Annotated in this window: 12 protein-coding genes; 2 read left to right on the top strand and 10 right to left on the bottom strand. The window is 67.0% G+C overall.

The window, feature by feature from the left end; translation table 11 throughout:
- Positions 1–99: 99 nt before the first annotated feature.
- The 6 genes from WKR98_RS22775 to WKR98_RS22750 all read right to left on the bottom strand — a co-directional run bounded on the left by WKR98_RS22775 (position 100) and on the right by WKR98_RS22750 (position 6863).
- The gene (locus tag WKR98_RS22775; protein WP_124690434.1) at positions 100–903 is read right to left on the bottom strand and encodes a GNAT family N-acetyltransferase; all 804 of its coding nucleotides are present in this window, start codon (positions 901–903) and stop codon (positions 100–102) included.
- Between the two features lie 403 nt (positions 904–1306).
- A complete protein-coding gene (locus WKR98_RS22770) occupies positions 1307–1759 on the bottom strand; it encodes a SixA phosphatase family protein (protein WP_124692434.1) in 453 nt (150 codons plus the stop codon).
- Positions 1760–1847: 88 nt separating this feature from the next.
- On the bottom strand, positions 1848–3188 hold the full coding sequence (gene glmM, locus WKR98_RS22765; protein WP_124690435.1) for a phosphoglucosamine mutase: 1341 nt from the start codon (positions 3186–3188) through the stop codon (positions 1848–1850).
- Positions 3189–3240: 52 nt separating this feature from the next.
- A complete protein-coding gene (gene folP, locus WKR98_RS22760) occupies positions 3241–4101 on the bottom strand; it encodes a dihydropteroate synthase (protein ID WP_341434747.1) in 861 nt (286 codons plus the stop codon).
- Positions 4102–4246: 145 nt separating this feature from the next.
- Positions 4247–6133, bottom strand: a complete 1887-nt coding sequence (gene ftsH, locus WKR98_RS22755; protein ID WP_124690437.1) for an ATP-dependent zinc metalloprotease FtsH — start codon at positions 6131–6133, stop codon at positions 4247–4249.
- Positions 6134–6212: 79 nt separating this feature from the next.
- Positions 6213–6863: an RlmE family RNA methyltransferase gene (locus WKR98_RS22750; RefSeq protein WP_124690438.1), complete on the bottom strand. Its 651-nt coding sequence runs from the start codon at positions 6861–6863 to the stop codon at positions 6213–6215.
- Between the two features lie 133 nt (positions 6864–6996).
- Between WKR98_RS22750 and WKR98_RS22745 the strand changes: the two genes are divergently transcribed.
- Positions 6997–7746 (top strand): YhbY family RNA-binding protein, encoded by a 750-nt coding sequence (locus WKR98_RS22745; protein ID WP_124690439.1) that lies wholly within the window; start codon positions 6997–6999, stop codon positions 7744–7746.
- Here the strand turns inward: WKR98_RS22745 and WKR98_RS22740 are convergent.
- On the bottom strand, positions 7695–8120 hold the full coding sequence (locus WKR98_RS22740; protein WP_124690440.1) for a DUF4149 domain-containing protein: 426 nt from the start codon (positions 8118–8120) through the stop codon (positions 7695–7697). The two genes, WKR98_RS22745 and WKR98_RS22740, sit on opposite strands and share 52 nt — an antisense overlap.
- 227 nt (positions 8121–8347) lie before the next feature.
- Positions 8348–8824, bottom strand: a complete 477-nt coding sequence (gene greA, locus WKR98_RS22735) for a transcription elongation factor GreA (protein ID WP_341434746.1) — start codon at positions 8822–8824, stop codon at positions 8348–8350.
- 301 nt (positions 8825–9125) lie between these two features.
- On the opposite strand from greA, the gene WKR98_RS22730 reads away from it, so the two are divergent.
- Positions 9126–10379, top strand: a complete 1254-nt coding sequence (locus tag WKR98_RS22730) for a mechanosensitive ion channel (RefSeq protein ID WP_202865550.1) — start codon at positions 9126–9128, stop codon at positions 10377–10379.
- A gap of 25 nt (positions 10380–10404) precedes the next feature.
- Here WKR98_RS22730 and carB read toward each other — a convergent pair whose 3' ends face one another.
- Positions 10405–13641: a carbamoyl-phosphate synthase large subunit gene (carB, locus tag WKR98_RS22725; RefSeq protein ID WP_124690442.1), complete on the bottom strand. Its 3237-nt coding sequence runs from the start codon at positions 13639–13641 to the stop codon at positions 10405–10407.
- 148 nt (positions 13642–13789) lie between these two features.
- Complete coding sequence (gene carA / locus WKR98_RS22720) at positions 13790–14935, bottom strand: glutamine-hydrolyzing carbamoyl-phosphate synthase small subunit (protein ID WP_124690443.1); 1146 nt, start codon at positions 14933–14935, stop codon at positions 13790–13792.
- Positions 14936–14941: the final 6 nt, after the last annotated feature.

Below are 14941 nucleotides of genomic sequence, written 5' to 3'. Positions count from 1 at the left end.
TGCGGCGCAGCCGCCGCGTCAACCGCAAGCGCCTGCGCCGCGTTGCCGACGGGCGCGGGAACGCCGCCGCCAGGCGGCGGCCACGCGACACCGCGGACCTCACGAACGCCTCGAGACCTGGGATTCCAGCCCGAAGTGCCGACGATAGCGATCGTCCAGCGCGTCGATGGACAGCAGCATGGGGAAATCGGCCGTGTTGAAGTCGGCATCCCAGGCCGGCTCGCCGCATACGCGTGCGCCCACTTTCAGGTAGCCCTTGATCAGCGGCGGTACGCGGGTCGGCAGATTGCAGTCCAGGCGCTCGACGGGCAGCCGGTGCAGCGGCTGCACGCGCAGGTCGCGGGCCTGTTCGATGTCGGCCGCCACCGAGCGGTACACCCCCGCCGCGGTCGCGCCGTCGTCGCGCAGGCTGACGCTGGCGCAGCCGAACACATAGCGTTTGCCGGTACGGCGCAGGAACTCCGCCAGCCCCGACCACAGCAGCATGATGACGGCTCCGCTGCGGTAGTCGCGGTGGGTGCAGGAGCGTCCGAATTCGACCAGTTCGCTGCGGATGGCCCCCAGGCCAGACAGGTCGAACTCGGATTCGGAGTAGTAGCCGCCGGCGTGGCGGGCCTGGTCGGGCCCGAGGATGCGGTAGGTGCCCACGACCCGGCCGGTATCCAGTTCGCGCACGATGAGGTGTTCGCACCAGGCATCGAATCGGTCCTCGTCGATGCCGTCGATGGCGGTCGGGAACACGGCCCCCATGTCTTCGGTGAACACCTCGTAACGCAGGCGCTGGGCTTGCCGGACTTCTTCCCAGGAACGCGCCAACCCCACGACCAGGCCGGGGGTCTGGACACCGCCATGAAGTTCGTCGGCCAGGCCGCGACGCGCTTCGATGCGGGTGAATTCGAGCATATGCACACTCCTTGACAGGTAAGTCGAGTGTCGGTGCTTAGCGTTTCACGTCATTGACAGAATCATGACGGTACCATGAATCAAACGATACCCGTGGCCCGCATACCCGTGGCCCACCGGAAACGCCTGCTTACGAATGGAGTCCCCCCCTACGCGCTTCGCGCGCCCCCCAGGGGGCGATGCGGGTGGACCGGCAGAGCCGGATCCACCGCATCCTGGGTCTAGTACCTGTTTCTTGGGGGGTGGCACCGGTGCTATCGCTGGCAGCCAGCGGTAGCAACCGTGCTTCAGTCCAAGATGGTTTCCCTAGGCCCAGGAAACCGCGGATCTGGCTTTGCCAGTCCGCCGGTTTCGCCCCCTTGAGGGGGCCCGCGCAAGCGGGTAGGGGGTGGGATTCCCCTCCCTAGACGAACTCGGGATTGATGACGGCGCGGATGACGACCTGGAAGTCCTCGTCGCGCTGGCGGCGGGCCAGCCACCACAGGCCGCCCTTCTTCAGGCTCCAGGGCAGGTCTTCGCCGGCCAGCAGGGTACTGGCCACGCGGCCCAGCGTCGGCTGGTGGCCCACGACCAGCACCGATCGCGGCGACAGGGGCCAGCCGGTGGCAGCCAGGACGTGGGCCGGCGAGGCCTCGGGCGCCAGGTCCGGCACGACGGTGTAGTCGCAGCCCAGGGCATCGGCGGTCTGGCGCGTGCGCACCGCGGGGCTGGCCATGACCATCAGGTCGGAAGGGGCATGGGCCCGAAGCCACGCGGCGACGGCCTCGGCCTGCTTGTGCCCGCGCCGCGTCAAGGCGCGCTGCAGGTCGTTCGGGCCGTCTTCGGCCTCGGCGTGCCGCCAGAGGATCAGGTTCATGGACGATGCTTGCATGGTCATAATCGAAGTTCCCGATTGTGCCCGCGGGGCATGACTGAGGCTTGACAGGGGCGCGGCGCCGCCGAAGCTAGGCCAGGCTGGCGGACAGGAGGGCCAGGCAGTCGTCGACCAGCGCTTCGTCGGCCGCCTCGACCATCAGGCGCAGCTTGGGCTCGGTGCCCGAGGCGCGGATCAGCACCCGCCCCTGCCCGTCCAGCCGCCGCTCGACCTCTTCCCTGGCCTGGGCCAGGCCGGCATGCTCGTGCCAATCCACGCCCGGCGCGAGCGGCACGTTGACCAGTTTCTGAGGATACAGCCGCAGCGGTTCCAGCAACTGGGCCAGCGACTTGCCCTGTCGGCGCATCGCCGCCAGCACCTGGAGCGCGGCCATGGTGCCGTCCCCCGTCGTATGGCGATCCAGGCAAAGCACATGGCCGGAGCTTTCGCCGCCATACAGCCAGCCCTTCTTGCGCAGCATCGCCAGCACGTAGCGGTCGCCCACGGCGGCCCGCGCGAACGGCACGTTCAGGTCGCGCATCCGGTGTTCGAAGGCAAGGTTGGTCATCTGCGTGCCGACCACGCCCGCCACCGGCCCGGCCAGCAGGCGGTCCGTCACGATGGCATACAGCAGTTCGTCGCCGTTGTAGCGTCTGCCGTCGCCATCGACCATCAGCACGCGATCGGCGTCGCCGTCCAGCGCGATGCCCAGGCCGGCCTTCTGCGCCTGCACCGCCTCGGCCAGCGCATCCAGGTGCGTGGCGCCGACGCCGTCGTTGATGTTCATCCCGTTGGGCGCGCAGCCTATGCAGGTCACGGTGGCGCCCAGTTCCTCGAACACGGCGGGCGCCACGTGGTAGGCCGCGCCATGGGCGGCGTCGATCACCAGTTGCATGTCCGTCAGGTCGAGATCGTTGGGAAAACCGCTCTTGCAGAACTCGATGTAGCGCCCCGCGGCATCCGTCAGGCGCTTGGCGCGCCCCAGCTTGCCGGAGGACACGCACCCGACCGGTTCGCCCAGCTCGGCCTCGATGCGCAGCTCCACTTCGTCGGCCAGCTTCATGCCGGTGGCCGAGAAGAACTTGATGCCATTGTCGAAATAGGGATTGTGCGAGGCGCTGATCACGATGCCGGCCGACAGGCGCAGCGCCCGGGTCAGGTAGGCGATGGCCGGCGTGGGCATGGGCCCGGCCAGGAGGACGTCGATGCCCGCCGCGGACAGCCCCGCCTCGAGCGCCGATTCCAGCATGTAGCCGGAGATGCGCGTGTCCTTCCCGATCAGGACGACCGGCCGCCCTCCGTCGCGATGCTCCGCCGTCAGGACGCGTCCCGCGGCATAGCCCAGGCGCAGCGCGAATTCCGCATTGATGACCTTTGAACCGACCTTGCCCCGAATGCCGTCGGTACCGAAATACTTGCGTCGTCCAACCATCTTGGATGGCCCCCTGCTTGTTGTTCTTGTCCGCGCGGGAAGCGCGCGGCCATCATTCGTCCCAGGCCCGCACCGCTTGCCAGACCTTCAGGGCGTCCACCGTGGCCGCGACGTCATGGACACGGACGATGGCCGCCCCGCGGTCCACCGCGGCCAGTGCCGCCGCGACGCTGCCGGCCACCCGTTCCCCCACGGGCTTGCCGGTCACCGCCCCGATCATGGTCTTGCGGGACACCCCGATTAGTAGCGGATATCCCAGCGAGCCGATACTGGGCAAACTACGCATGAGCTGGTAGTTGTGGGCGGTGGTCTTGCCAAAACCGAACCCCGGATCCAGGCAGATCCGCTGGCGCGCCACGCCCGCGGCCAGCAGGCGCTGCGCCTGCTGGCGCAGGAAAGCCGTCACGTCGCCGACCACGTCGCCGTAGGCCGGCGCCTGCTGCATGGTGCGCGGCTCGCCCTGCATGTGCATCAGGCACAAGCCGCTCGCGCCCCGCGCCACCGCCTCGATGGCGCCCGGCTGCCGGAAACCGTAGATGTCGTTGATCATGTCGGCGCCGGCATCCAGTACCGCCCGCATCACCGCCGGCTTGAAGGTATCCACCGACAACGGCACCCCGCACTCCCGCAGCGCCTCGATCAACGGCAACAATCGCGCCAGCTCGGCCTCCAGCGCCACCGGCGCCGCCCCCGGCCGCGTCGACTCGCCCCCAATATCCAGCATGTCGGCCCCTTCCGCGACCAACTGCCGCGCATGCGCGATCCCCGCGTCCAACGCCAGATTCTTCCCGCCATCGGAAAACGAATCAGGCGTGACGTTGATGATCCCCATGACCAGCGGCCGGGAAAATTCAAGAGAAAAGCGACCGCACTGAAGCACAGAACCAGAATGAGCCGACACGGAATCCCGCATACCCACCTTCACTCAAAAACAACAAAGGGCGGCAAAAACGCCGCCCTCCACCAGCCAGTTGGTACCCCAGGATGCGGTGGATCCGGCTCCGCCGGTCCACCCGCATCGCCCCCTGGGGGGCGCCCGAAGCGCGTAGGGGGGGCCCCTACGCCGGAGCCGTTGCGTTCTGCGCGACACCGCCGGTGCTGGGCGGCGTGTTGGGCGGCGCGCCGGCCGAATCCGAGGCCTTGGGCGGCCGCGGCGGACGTCCGTCGACGATGTCGTTGATCTGGTCGGCGTCGATGGTTTCCCATTCGAGCAGCGCCTTGGTCATGACCTCGACCTTGTCGCGGTTGTCCTCCAGGATCTTGCGCGCCACCGCGTACTGCTCGTCGATGATGCGGCGGATCTCGCCGTCGACCTTCTGCATGGTCGCCTCGGACACCTGGGTCGTCTTGGTGATGCTGCGGCCCAGGAACACCTCGCCTTCGTTCTCGGCATAGACCATGGGGCCCAGCGAGTCGGTCATGCCGTAGCGGGTGACCATGTCGCGCGCGATCTGGGTCGCCCGCTCGAAGTCGTTCGAGGCGCCGGTGGTCATCTGATTCATGAACACTTCTTCAGCGATACGGCCGCCGAACAGCACCGCGATGGTGTTCAGCATGCGGTCCTTGTCCATGCTGTAGCGGTCGCCCTCGGGCAACTGCATGGTCACGCCCAGCGCGCGGCCACGCGGGATGATCGTGACCTTGTGCACCGGATCGGTCTTGGGCAGCATCTTGGCGACGATGGCGTGGCCGGACTCGTGATAGGCGGTGTTGCGGCGCTCTTCCTCGGGCATGACGATGGAGCGGCGCTCGGCCCCCATGATGATCTTGTCCTTGGCCTTCTCGAAGTCCAGCATGTCCACCGTGCGGCCGCTGCGGCGGGCGGCGAACAGCGCGGCCTCGTTCACGAGGTTGGCCAGGTCGGCGCCCGAGAAGCCGGGCGTGCCACGGGCCAGGATGGTCGCGTCGACGTCGGACGACACCGGCACCTTGCGCATGTGGACCTTCAGGATCTGCTCGCGGCCGCGGATGTCGGGCAGCGGCACCACGACCTGGCGGTCGAAGCGGCCCGGACGCAGCAGCGCGGGGTCGAGCACGTCGGGCCGGTTGGTGGCGGCGATCACGATGATGCCCTGGCCGGTCTCGAAACCGTCCATTTCCACCAGCATCTGGTTCAGGGTCTGTTCGCGCTCGTCGTTGCCGCCGCCCAGGCCGGCGCCGCGCTGGCGGCCGACCGCGTCGATTTCATCGATGAAGATGATGCAGGGGGCATGTTTCTTGGCGTTCTCGAACATGTCGCGCACGCGGGCCGCGCCCACGCCCACGAACATCTCGACGAAGTCCGAACCCGAGATGCTGAAGAAAGGCACCTTGGCCTCGCCGGCGATGGCGCGCGCCAGCAGGGTCTTGCCGGTACCCGGCGAGCCCACCATCAGCACGCCGCGCGGAATGCGGCCGCCCAGCTTCTGGAATTTCGAGGGGTCGCGCAGGAAGTCGACCAGTTCCTGGACGTCTTCCTTGGCCTCGTCGCAGCCCGCGACGTCGGCGAAGGTGACGGTGTTGGAGTTCTCGTCCAGCATGCGCGCGCGCGACTTGCCGAAGTTGAACGCGCCGCCGCGCCCGCCGCCCTGCATCTGGCGCATGAAGAATATCCAGACGCCGATCAGCAGCAGCATCGGGAACCACGAGACGAAAATGCTCATGAAGAGCGAGGGCTCTTCCTTGGCCTTGCCCGACACCTGGACGCCGTACTTCATCAGGTCGCTGACCAGCCAGAGGTCGCCGGGGGACGTGATGCTGTAGGGACGGCCGTCGCTGGGCGTGACGCTCAGCACGTCGCCCTGGATATCCACTTTCTGGATGCGCCCGGCCTTGGCCTCCTCCATGAACTGGGAGTAGGACACGGTGTCCTGCGGACGGGTACGGCCCTCGAACTGCTTGAAGACCGTAAACAGGACGAATGCGATCACCATCCAGACCGCGACTTTGGAGAACATATTGTTCAAGGTCGATCTCCTACTTGATTGCCGATCGGTCGACCTGCCGGGAAATGCCCGGCCCGATCGGACACTAAGTCCGATTCTACTATTGTCGGCCGCCGGGATTCTTCAGCCCTACCCCCACGAGAAAGGTCTCGGAGGATTTGTCCCGCGACGCCTTGGGCTTGCGTTCCACCACCCTGCGGAAAGTCTGCTTGAAACTCTGCACGATCTGGGAAAAGCCGCTGCCGTGAAAAGCCTTCACGATCAGCGCCCCGTCGGGCTTGAGGTGCTCTTGCGAGAATTCCCGTGCCAGATCGCACACATGCTGGATACGCGCCGAGTCCGCGGCACCGACCCCCGATAGATTGGGGGCCATGTCGGAAATCACAAGGTCCACCGGCTGGCTGCCCAGCAGGGCCTCGAGCTGGCGCAGCACCTCTTCCTCGCGGAAATCGCCCTGGATGAACTCCACCCCGGCCACGGGCTCCATGGGAAGCAGGTCCAGCGCGATGATCCGTCCCCGTATCGTACCCTGCGGGCCGGCCAGGCGCTCGCGGGCGACCTGGGACCAGCTGCCGGGCGCCGAACCGAGGTCGATGACCACGTCGCCCGGGCGCATGAGCTTCTCGGTATCCAGGATCTCGGTCAGCTTGAAGGCGGCCCGGGCACGGTATCCCTTCTGCTGCGCGAGCTTCACATAGGGATCGTTGATGTGCTGGTGCAACCAGTTCTTCGAAAACTTGTTCTTGGCCATATCTGCCCGGTCTTCCGGGTCGGTATCGATTCAAATCAATGCGGCATTGCCGCGCTATCCGGAGCATACTGCGGACCAGGGCCTGTTCCCTCTAGCCATCGCGCCGTTGGCCCGGCTCCCGTACAATCTCGTCATGCCAGTCCTAGACATCAACTCGACACTGCGCAGCGCCCTTCGCGCCGCTGCCCACCCGCTCAAACCGGTCGTCCTCATCGGCGACAAGGGCCTGAGCGAAGCCGTCCTGCAGGAAATCGACCGCAACCTCTCGGCGCACGGCCTGATCAAGGTCCGCGCCGGCGGCGAAGACCGCGCCACGCGGGACGAACTGCTCTACCAGATCTGCGGCGAACTTTCCTGCGCGCCCGTCCATCACCTGGGCAAGGTCTTCATCCTGTACCGCCCGACCGAGCGCGATCCCGACGCGGCCGACCTGCTGGGCGCCCGCAAGCCCAAGTCGGACGTATCCACGCTGGGTACCGGCGCGCGCAAGGCCAACGAAGCCCACCTGCCCAAGAAACTGGCGGTGGCCGGCAAACCCGTGGCGCCGGCCCGCACCCGCGCGGAACGTCAGGACCGCGCCGAGCGCGACGATGGCCCCATGACCGCCCGGGAACGCTACCTGGGCACGGACAAGCGCCAGCGGCCTTCCACCCACGAGGAAACCGGTTCGCGCCGGGGCGCCGCGCGCACCACGCCGGCACGCCGGCCCTCGGGCCTGAGCTCCACGCTGGGCGCGGCCCGCAAGACCGCGTCGGGCAAGCCGGCAGCCAAGCGGGCGGGCAGCGCGCTGTCGCTGCGCGCCGGCGCCCGCGCGCGCCCGGCCGAAGGCGGTCAACGCACGACCGCCACCAGCCGCAAGCCCAGAACCGCCACCAAGAAGTAAAGCACGCTCGACACCCCGTGCCAGGTCCCGAAATCCGCCCAGGCGGGTACGGCCTGGCCGGCGGCGATCAAGGCCCGTCCGTAGTCCATCACGGGCCGGGTGCCGAAATACCCCAATCCCACTCCCACGGCCATGACCAGCACGGTGCGGCGCCCCGCCGCTCCCAGCGGCAACCCGCGCCCCAGCCGGTCCAGCAGCAGCATCAGCAAGGCCATCAACAGCCCGCCATAGGCCAGCAACCGGAATAACGACCCCGCCGTCGCCGCCGCGCGCATGGGCTCGAGCTGCGAAAACAACAGCGGCACCACCAGCAGCCCGATCGTCCAGAGCGCCCCACACCACAGCGCCGCCAACAGCCGCACCACCGTAGCCATCAATCAGCCTCCAGGGCAGACCAACACATTGAATCAGGACACGCCCCCCTCAAGCCCAGGATGCGGTGGATCCGGCTTCGCCGGTCCGCCCGCATCGCCCCCCGGGACCCGGCGCCGGGCCGCCCCAAGGCGGGTCCCGGCCCCCTTGGGGGGCTGCCGCGTAGCGGCTGGGGGTCCACCATTCTGGGCGCGCGCAAGCGCGTAGGGGGGGTGCCAAATCAGGGGGACTAGATATACCGAACGTCCAGAACCTCGTATTCCCGGACGCCCGACGGCGCCTGCACCTCGGCCACGTCGCCGACCGACTTGCCGATCAGCGCCCGGGCGATGGGGCTGGACACCGAGATCAGGTTGGACCGGATGTCGGCCTCGTCGTCGCCCACCACCTGGTAGGTGACGCGCTCGCTGGACTCCAGATCCTCGAGGTCGACCGTGGCGCCGAACACGATGCGGCCGTCCGCGTCGAGCTCGACCGGGTCGATGATCTGCGCGTTCGACAGCTTGGCCTCGAGTTCCTGGATGCGCCCTTCGATGAAGCCCTGCTTTTCCTTGGCGGCATCGTATTCGGCGTTCTCGGACAGGTCCCCCTGGGCGCGGGCGTCGGCAATCGCGGTGATCACGGCGGGACGTTCCACCGTCTTCAGTCGATGCAGCTCCTGCTTCAGGCGCTCGGCCCCGCGCAAGGTCAGCGGAATGGCAGCCATGTGTACTTCCTTTACGTCTGTTGGATTTCCCCACCCCCACGAAAGCGCAAGCTGGCGCCCGCCGCACCGTGAGCGCGGCCAGGAATGGCGAAAGTGAAAAATAAAACCCCGGCTCGATCAGGAACCGGGGCGATCAATGTAGATTGTCCAAAAACTCAGGGGAACAAGCAAGCGCCCTCGGGCAAACTTTACCGTTTGAAAACCAAGGGTTAACCCCTAATAAAGAAAACATCCCCGCCCACCTGCTCTATCCTGACTCCCGGTTTCTGCCTACACGTCACATCCAACTCGGGGGATTGCCATGTTCGAGAACACACCACGCATGAGCTATGTGAGCGATCAGTTCACGATCTGGGGGCCACGCATTCTGATCGCGATCGTCATCCTGGTCGCCACCCATTTCATCGCGCGCGGCGTGAAATGGGCCGTCGTGCGGGGCGTAGGCGCCCTACCCGTCCTCACCCGGTCCACCAATCGTTCAGGAGAGACCCTGGCCACCTCCCTGGGCACGCTGGCCTACTGGATCGTCTGGCTGGTCGGGCTGATCGTCGCCATGCAGCCGCTGGGGCTGGACCAGGCGATGTCCCCCATCCATGTCCTGACCAACCAGGTCTTCGCCTACGCCCCCCAACTGGTGGGCGCGGCCCTGATCTTCTGCGTCGGGCTGATCTTCGCCAAGATCGTCCGCAACATCGTCGAGGCGGCCCTGGGAGCGATCAACTTCGAGCGCATCGGATCCAGGCTGGGCCTGTGCCAGTCGGCCGACAAGCCAGCCGGCGACGGCCAGTGCGCGGACTCGCTGGTGCGCGTGTGCGGCGCCGTCGTCTTCACGCTGATCATCATCCCCGTGTCGATCGCGGCCCTGCAGACGCTGGGCATTTCCTCGATCGCCGACCCTGCCGTCGCGGTGCTCCAGACCGTGCTGGCGGCGATTCCGCGCGTGGTGGCCGCCGCGTTGCTCCTGGCCATTGCCTTCGTCATCGCCCAATGGGTGCGCCAGCTGGTCGCCAGCACCCTGGCTTCGCTGGGCTTCGACCGCGCCCTGGGCAGCCTTGGCGCCTTCAGCCCGGCGACGAAACCGTCGTCGGTCGCGGCCCTGATCGCCCTGGTCGCCATCATGCTGTTCGCGGCGGTCGAGGCGGCCAGCCTGCTGGCCTTCGACGCCGTGGCGGTGATGCTGACTCAGGTCACCGAACTGGGCGGCCAGGTCGTCTTCGGCAGCGTCATCATCCTGGTAGGCGTCATCATGGGACGCATCGTCGCACGCATCGTGGGCGATTCCGTCGGCGAGAGCGGGCTGCCCTCGATCCTGAAATACGCCGTCATCGCGTTGGCGGTGGCCATAGGCCTGCGCTTCATGGGGCTGGCCAACGAGATCGTGAACCTGGCTTTCGGGTTGATCCTGGGCGCCGCGGCGGTGGCGTGCGCGCTGGCGTTCGGGCTGGGGGGCCGCCAGACCGCTCATCAACTGCTGCAGAAATGGACATCGGGGAACCGGCTGCTCACCCCCGAGGATGGGGATGAGCAGCCCCGCCCGCCCGAGACCAGGCTCTGATCCGGGGCAGGCACCGCCGGTGGGGTCAGGCCACCGAGCGGTGCAGCTCTTGCAGCGAATACACCTGCAGGCCGGCTCCCTGGCGCATGTACTGCATACCCTCGACCGCCGCCCAGGCACCCGCCACCGTCGTGTAGTAGGTCACGCGCGAGGCCAGCGCCGAGGTCCGGATGGCCCGCGAATCGGCGATCGCGTTGCGGCGCTCTTCCACGGTGTTGATCACCAGCGCGACTTCGCCGTTCTTGACCATGTCGACGATGTTGGGCCGGCCCTCGGTGACCTTGTTGACGACCTTCACCGGGATGCCGGCGGCCTCGATGGCGGCCGCCGTGCCGCGCGTGGCGACCAGCGAGAAGCCCAGGCCGTGCAGGCCGCGCGCAACCGCGATGACCTTGCCCTTGTCTTCGTTCTTGACGCTGATGAAGGCGGTGCCGCTTTCCGGCAGGCGCACGCTGGCCGCGAGCTGCGACTTCACGAAGGCCTCGCCGAAGCTCTCGCCCACGCCCATCACTTCGCCGGTGGACTTCATCTCGGGCCCGAGGATGGTGTCCACGCCCGGGAACTTGACGAAGGGGAACACCGCCTCCTTGACCGAGAAGTACTTGGGCACGATTTCCTCGCCCAGCCCCTGGTCGTCGAGCGAGCGGCCGGCCATCGCGCGGGCGCCGATCTTGGCCAGCGGCAGCGAGGTCGCCTTCGAGACGTAGGGCGCGGTACGCGAGGCGCGCGGATTCACTTCCAGCACGTAGACGGTGCCCTGCTGGATCGCGAACTGCACGTTCATCAGGCCGACCACGTTCAGCGCGCGAGCCATCAGGCCGGTCTGGCGCTTGATTTCCTCGATCAGCTCGGCCGACAGCGAGTACGGCGGCAGGCAGCAGGCGGAGTCGCCCGAATGCACGCCGGCCTGCTCGATATGTTCCATCACGCCGCCGATGAAGACGCGCTTGCCGTCGGACAGGCAGTCCACGTCGACTTCGATGGCGTCGTTCAGGAAACGGTCCAGCAGCACGGGCGAGTCATTGCTGACCTTGACCGCCTCGCGCATGTAGCGCTCGAGGTCCTTCTGCTCGTGCACGATTTCCATCGCGCGGCCGCCCAGCACGTAGCTGGGGCGCACCACCAGCGGATAGCCGATGTCCTGGGCATGCGCCAGGGCCTCGGCCTCGGTGCGCGCCGTGCGGTTGGGCGGCTGGCGCAGGCCGAGCTTGTGCAGCAGCTTCTGGAAGCGCTCGCGGTCCTCGGCGATGTCGATGGATTCCGGGCTGGTGCCGATGATGGGCACGCCGTTGGCTTCCAGCGCCTTGGCCAGCTTCAGCGGGGTCTGGCCGCCGTACTGGACGATCATGCCGACCGGCTTTTCCTTGTCGACGATCTCGAGCACGTCTTCCAGCGTGAGCGGCTCGAAATACAGCCGGTCGGACGTGTCGTAGTCGGTCGACACGGTTTCCGGGTTGCAGTTGACCATGATGGTCTCGAACCCGTCCTCGCGCAGCGCCATGGCGGCGTGCACGCAGCAGTAGTCGAACTCGATGCCCTGGCCGATGCGGTTCGGTCCGCCGCCCAGGACGATGATCTTCTTCTTGTCGGTGGGGTTGGCCTCGCACTCTTCCTCGTAGGTCGAGTACATGTAGGCCGTATGCGTGGCGAACTCGGCCGCGCAGGTATCGACGCGCTTGTAGACCGGACGCACGTCGTACTGGTGGCGCAGCTTGCGCACCTCGGTCTCGGTGGTGTCCAGCAGGTAGGCCAGGCGGCGGTCGGAGAAGCCCTTGCGCTTGAGCTTCCAGAAGGTGCCGCGATCGAGATCGGCCAGCGTCTTCTTCTCGAGCGCCAGCTCGATGTCGACGATTTCCTTGATCTGCGCCAGGAACCACGGATCGATGTGGGTGAGCTGCTGCACTTCCTCGAGCGAGAAGCCCTGGGCGAAGGCGTCGCCCACGTACCAGATGCGCTCGGGACCGGGCTCGCCCAGTTCGACCTCGATGCGCTCGCGGTCGGTGGTCTTCTGGTTCAGGCCGTCCACGCCCACTTCCAGGCCGCGCAGCGCTTTCTGGAACGACTCCTGGAAGGTACGGCCGATGGCCATCACCTCGCCCACGGACTTCATCTGCGTGGTCAGGTGGGCATCGGTCTGCGGGAATTTCTCGAACGCGAAACGCGGCACCTTGGTGACCACGTAGTCGATGGTGGGCTCGAACGAAGCGGGCGTCGCGCCGCCGGTGATGTCGTTGCGCAGCTCGTCCAGCGTATAGCCGACCGCCAGCCGGGCCGCCACCTTGGCGATGGGAAAACCCGTGGCCTTCGAGGCCAGCGCCGACGACCGCGACACGCGCGGGTTCATCTCGATCACGATCATGCGGCCGTTGGCCGGGTTGACCGCGAACTGCACGTTCGAACCGCCGGTGTCCACGCCGATCTCGCGCAGCACCGCGATCGAGGCGTTGCGCATCAGCTGGTATTCCTTGTCGGTCAGCGTCTGCGCCGGCGCGACCGTGATCGAGTCGCCCGTGTGGATACCCATGGGGTCCAGGTTTTCGATGGAGCAGACGATGATGCAGTTGTCGGCCTTGTCGCGCACGACCTCCATCTCGAATTCCTTCCAGCCGACCAGCGATTCCTCGATCAGGAGCTCGCTGGTGGGCGAGGCCTCCAGGCCGCGGCGGCAGATGGTCTCGAATTCCTCGGCGTTGTAGGCAATGCCGCCGCCCGTGCCGCCCAGCGTGAAGCTGGGCCGGATCACGACCGGAAAGCCGCTGGTGCCGGTCTGCTCGGCGATGCGGCGCTGCATGTCCCAGGCTTCGTCCATGGTGTGCGCGACGCCCGACTTGGCCGACTCCAGGCCGATGCTGGTCATCGCGTTCTTGAACTTCTGGCGGTCTTCGGCCTTCTCGATCGCGTGGGCGTTGGCGCCTATCAGCTCCACGCCGTACTTGGCCAGCACGCCGTGCTTGTCGAGGTCCAGCGCGCAGTTCAGCGCGGTCTGCCCGCCCATGGTGGGCAGCAGCGCGTCGGGGCGCTCTTTCTCGATGATCTTTTCGACCACCTGCCAGGTGATGGGTTCGATGTAGGTGACGTCGGCCGTTTCCGGGTCCGTCATGATCGTGGCCGGGTTGCTGTTGACCAGGATCACCTTGTAGCCCTCGGCCTTCAGCGCCTTGCAGGCCTGCGCGCCCGAGTAGTCGAACTCGCACGCCTGGCCGATGACGATCGGACCGGCGCCGATGATGAGGATGGTATGGATGTCTGTACGCTTGGGCATGATGTTACGGTCAACCTTGTTGTTCAACGTGCTTCGCTAGAGCGTGAGGCCTGAAATTGCCGTCGCGGATCCGGGACGCCGCGGATCCGGCTTCGCCGGTCCGCCCGCGTCGCCCCTCGAGGGGCGCGCGAAGCGCGTAGGGGTGGGTTCATCCTTTGCTGTTTTGCATCAGCTGCACGAACCGATCGAACAGCACAACGATATCGTGGGGCCCCGGGCTGGCCTCGGGGTGGCCCTGGAAGCAGAACGCCGGCCGGTCGGTCAGCTCGAAGCCCTGCAGCGAACCATCGAACAGCGACACGTGCGTGACGCGCGTATTGGCAGGCAGGGTCTCGGGATCGACGGCGAAGCCGTGGTTCTGGCTGGTGATGAAGACCCGACCGGTGGCGACGTCCTTGACCGGATGGTTGGCGCCGTGGTGGCCCAGCTTCATCTTCAGCGTCTTGGCGTTCAGCGCCAGGCCCATGAGCTGGTGCCCCAGGCAGATGCCGAACACCGGGATGCGGCGCTCGAAGAAGGCGCGGGTGGCCTCGATGGCGTAGTCGCAGGGCTCGGGATCGCCCGGGCCGTTCGACAGGAACACGCCGTCGGGGTTCAGGGCCAGCACCTCGGCGGCCGTGGTCTGCGCCGGCACCAGGGTGACGCGGCAGCCGCGGTCCACCAGCAGGCGCAGGATGTTCCACTTCACACCGAAGTCATAGGCGACGACGTGGAAGCGGCCATCGCCCTTGGGCGCGTGGCCGGCACCCAGGCGCCAGATGCCTTCCGTCCACTCGGCGGCCTTGTCCACCGACACGACCTTGGCCAGATCCAGGCCCGACATGCCGGGGAACTCGCGCGCCAGGCGCAGCGCTTCCTGTTCGTCGCCGCCGGCGTACACGCAGCCGTTCTGGGCGCCCTTGTCGCGCAGGATACGGGTAAGCTTGCGGGTGTCGATGCCGGCGATGCCCACGACGTTCTGCTGGACGAGATAGTCGGACAGCGAACGCTGCGAGCGGAAGTTCGACACGACCAGCGAATAATCGCGCACGACCAGACCCGCCACGTGGACCTTGGCGGCCTCGCAGTCCTCGTCGTTGATGCCGGTATTGCCGATGTGGGGATAGGTGAGCGTTACGATCTGGCGGCTGTAGCTGGGATCGGTAACGATCTCCTGGTACCCTGTGATGGCGGTATTGAACACGACCTCGCCCACTGCATGGCCAGGCGCCCCGATGGACGTGCCACGAAAGATCGTGCCGTCGGCAAGCGCCAGTATTGCGGGGGTAGTCTCGGGAAAGAGAGACGGCAACAAGAGAGA

This window comes from Pigmentiphaga sp. YJ18 (assembly GCF_038066655.1).
Taxonomy (GTDB): Bacteria; Pseudomonadota; Gammaproteobacteria; order Burkholderiales; family Burkholderiaceae_B; genus Pigmentiphaga.
This window is presented reverse-complemented; position numbering and strand designations above follow the sequence as displayed.

Coding starts and splice junctions, on each gene's coding strand:
- WKR98_RS22745 (WP_124690439.1), top strand. CDS start 6,997: ATGCCAGTCCTAGACATCAACTCGACACTGCGCAGCGCCCTTCGCGCC.
- WKR98_RS22740 (WP_124690440.1), bottom strand. CDS start 8,120: ATGGCTACGGTGGTGCGGCTGTTGGCGGCGCTGTGGTGTGGGGCGCTC.
- WKR98_RS22750 (WP_124690438.1), bottom strand. CDS start 6,863: ATGGCCAAGAACAAGTTTTCGAAGAACTGGTTGCACCAGCACATCAAC.
- greA (WP_341434746.1), bottom strand. CDS start 8,824: ATGGCTGCCATTCCGCTGACCTTGCGCGGGGCCGAGCGCCTGAAGCAG.
- carB (WP_124690442.1), bottom strand. CDS start 13,641: ATGCCCAAGCGTACAGACATCCATACCATCCTCATCATCGGCGCCGGT.
- folP (WP_341434747.1), bottom strand. CDS start 4,101: ATGCGGGATTCCGTGTCGGCTCATTCTGGTTCTGTGCTTCAGTGCGGT.
- WKR98_RS22775 (WP_124690434.1), bottom strand. CDS start 903: ATGCTCGAATTCACCCGCATCGAAGCGCGTCGCGGCCTGGCCGACGAA.
- WKR98_RS22770 (WP_124692434.1), bottom strand. CDS start 1,759: ATGAACCTGATCCTCTGGCGGCACGCCGAGGCCGAAGACGGCCCGAAC.
- glmM (WP_124690435.1), bottom strand. CDS start 3,188: ATGGTTGGACGACGCAAGTATTTCGGTACCGACGGCATTCGGGGCAAG.
- WKR98_RS22730 (WP_202865550.1), top strand. CDS start 9,126: ATGTTCGAGAACACACCACGCATGAGCTATGTGAGCGATCAGTTCACG.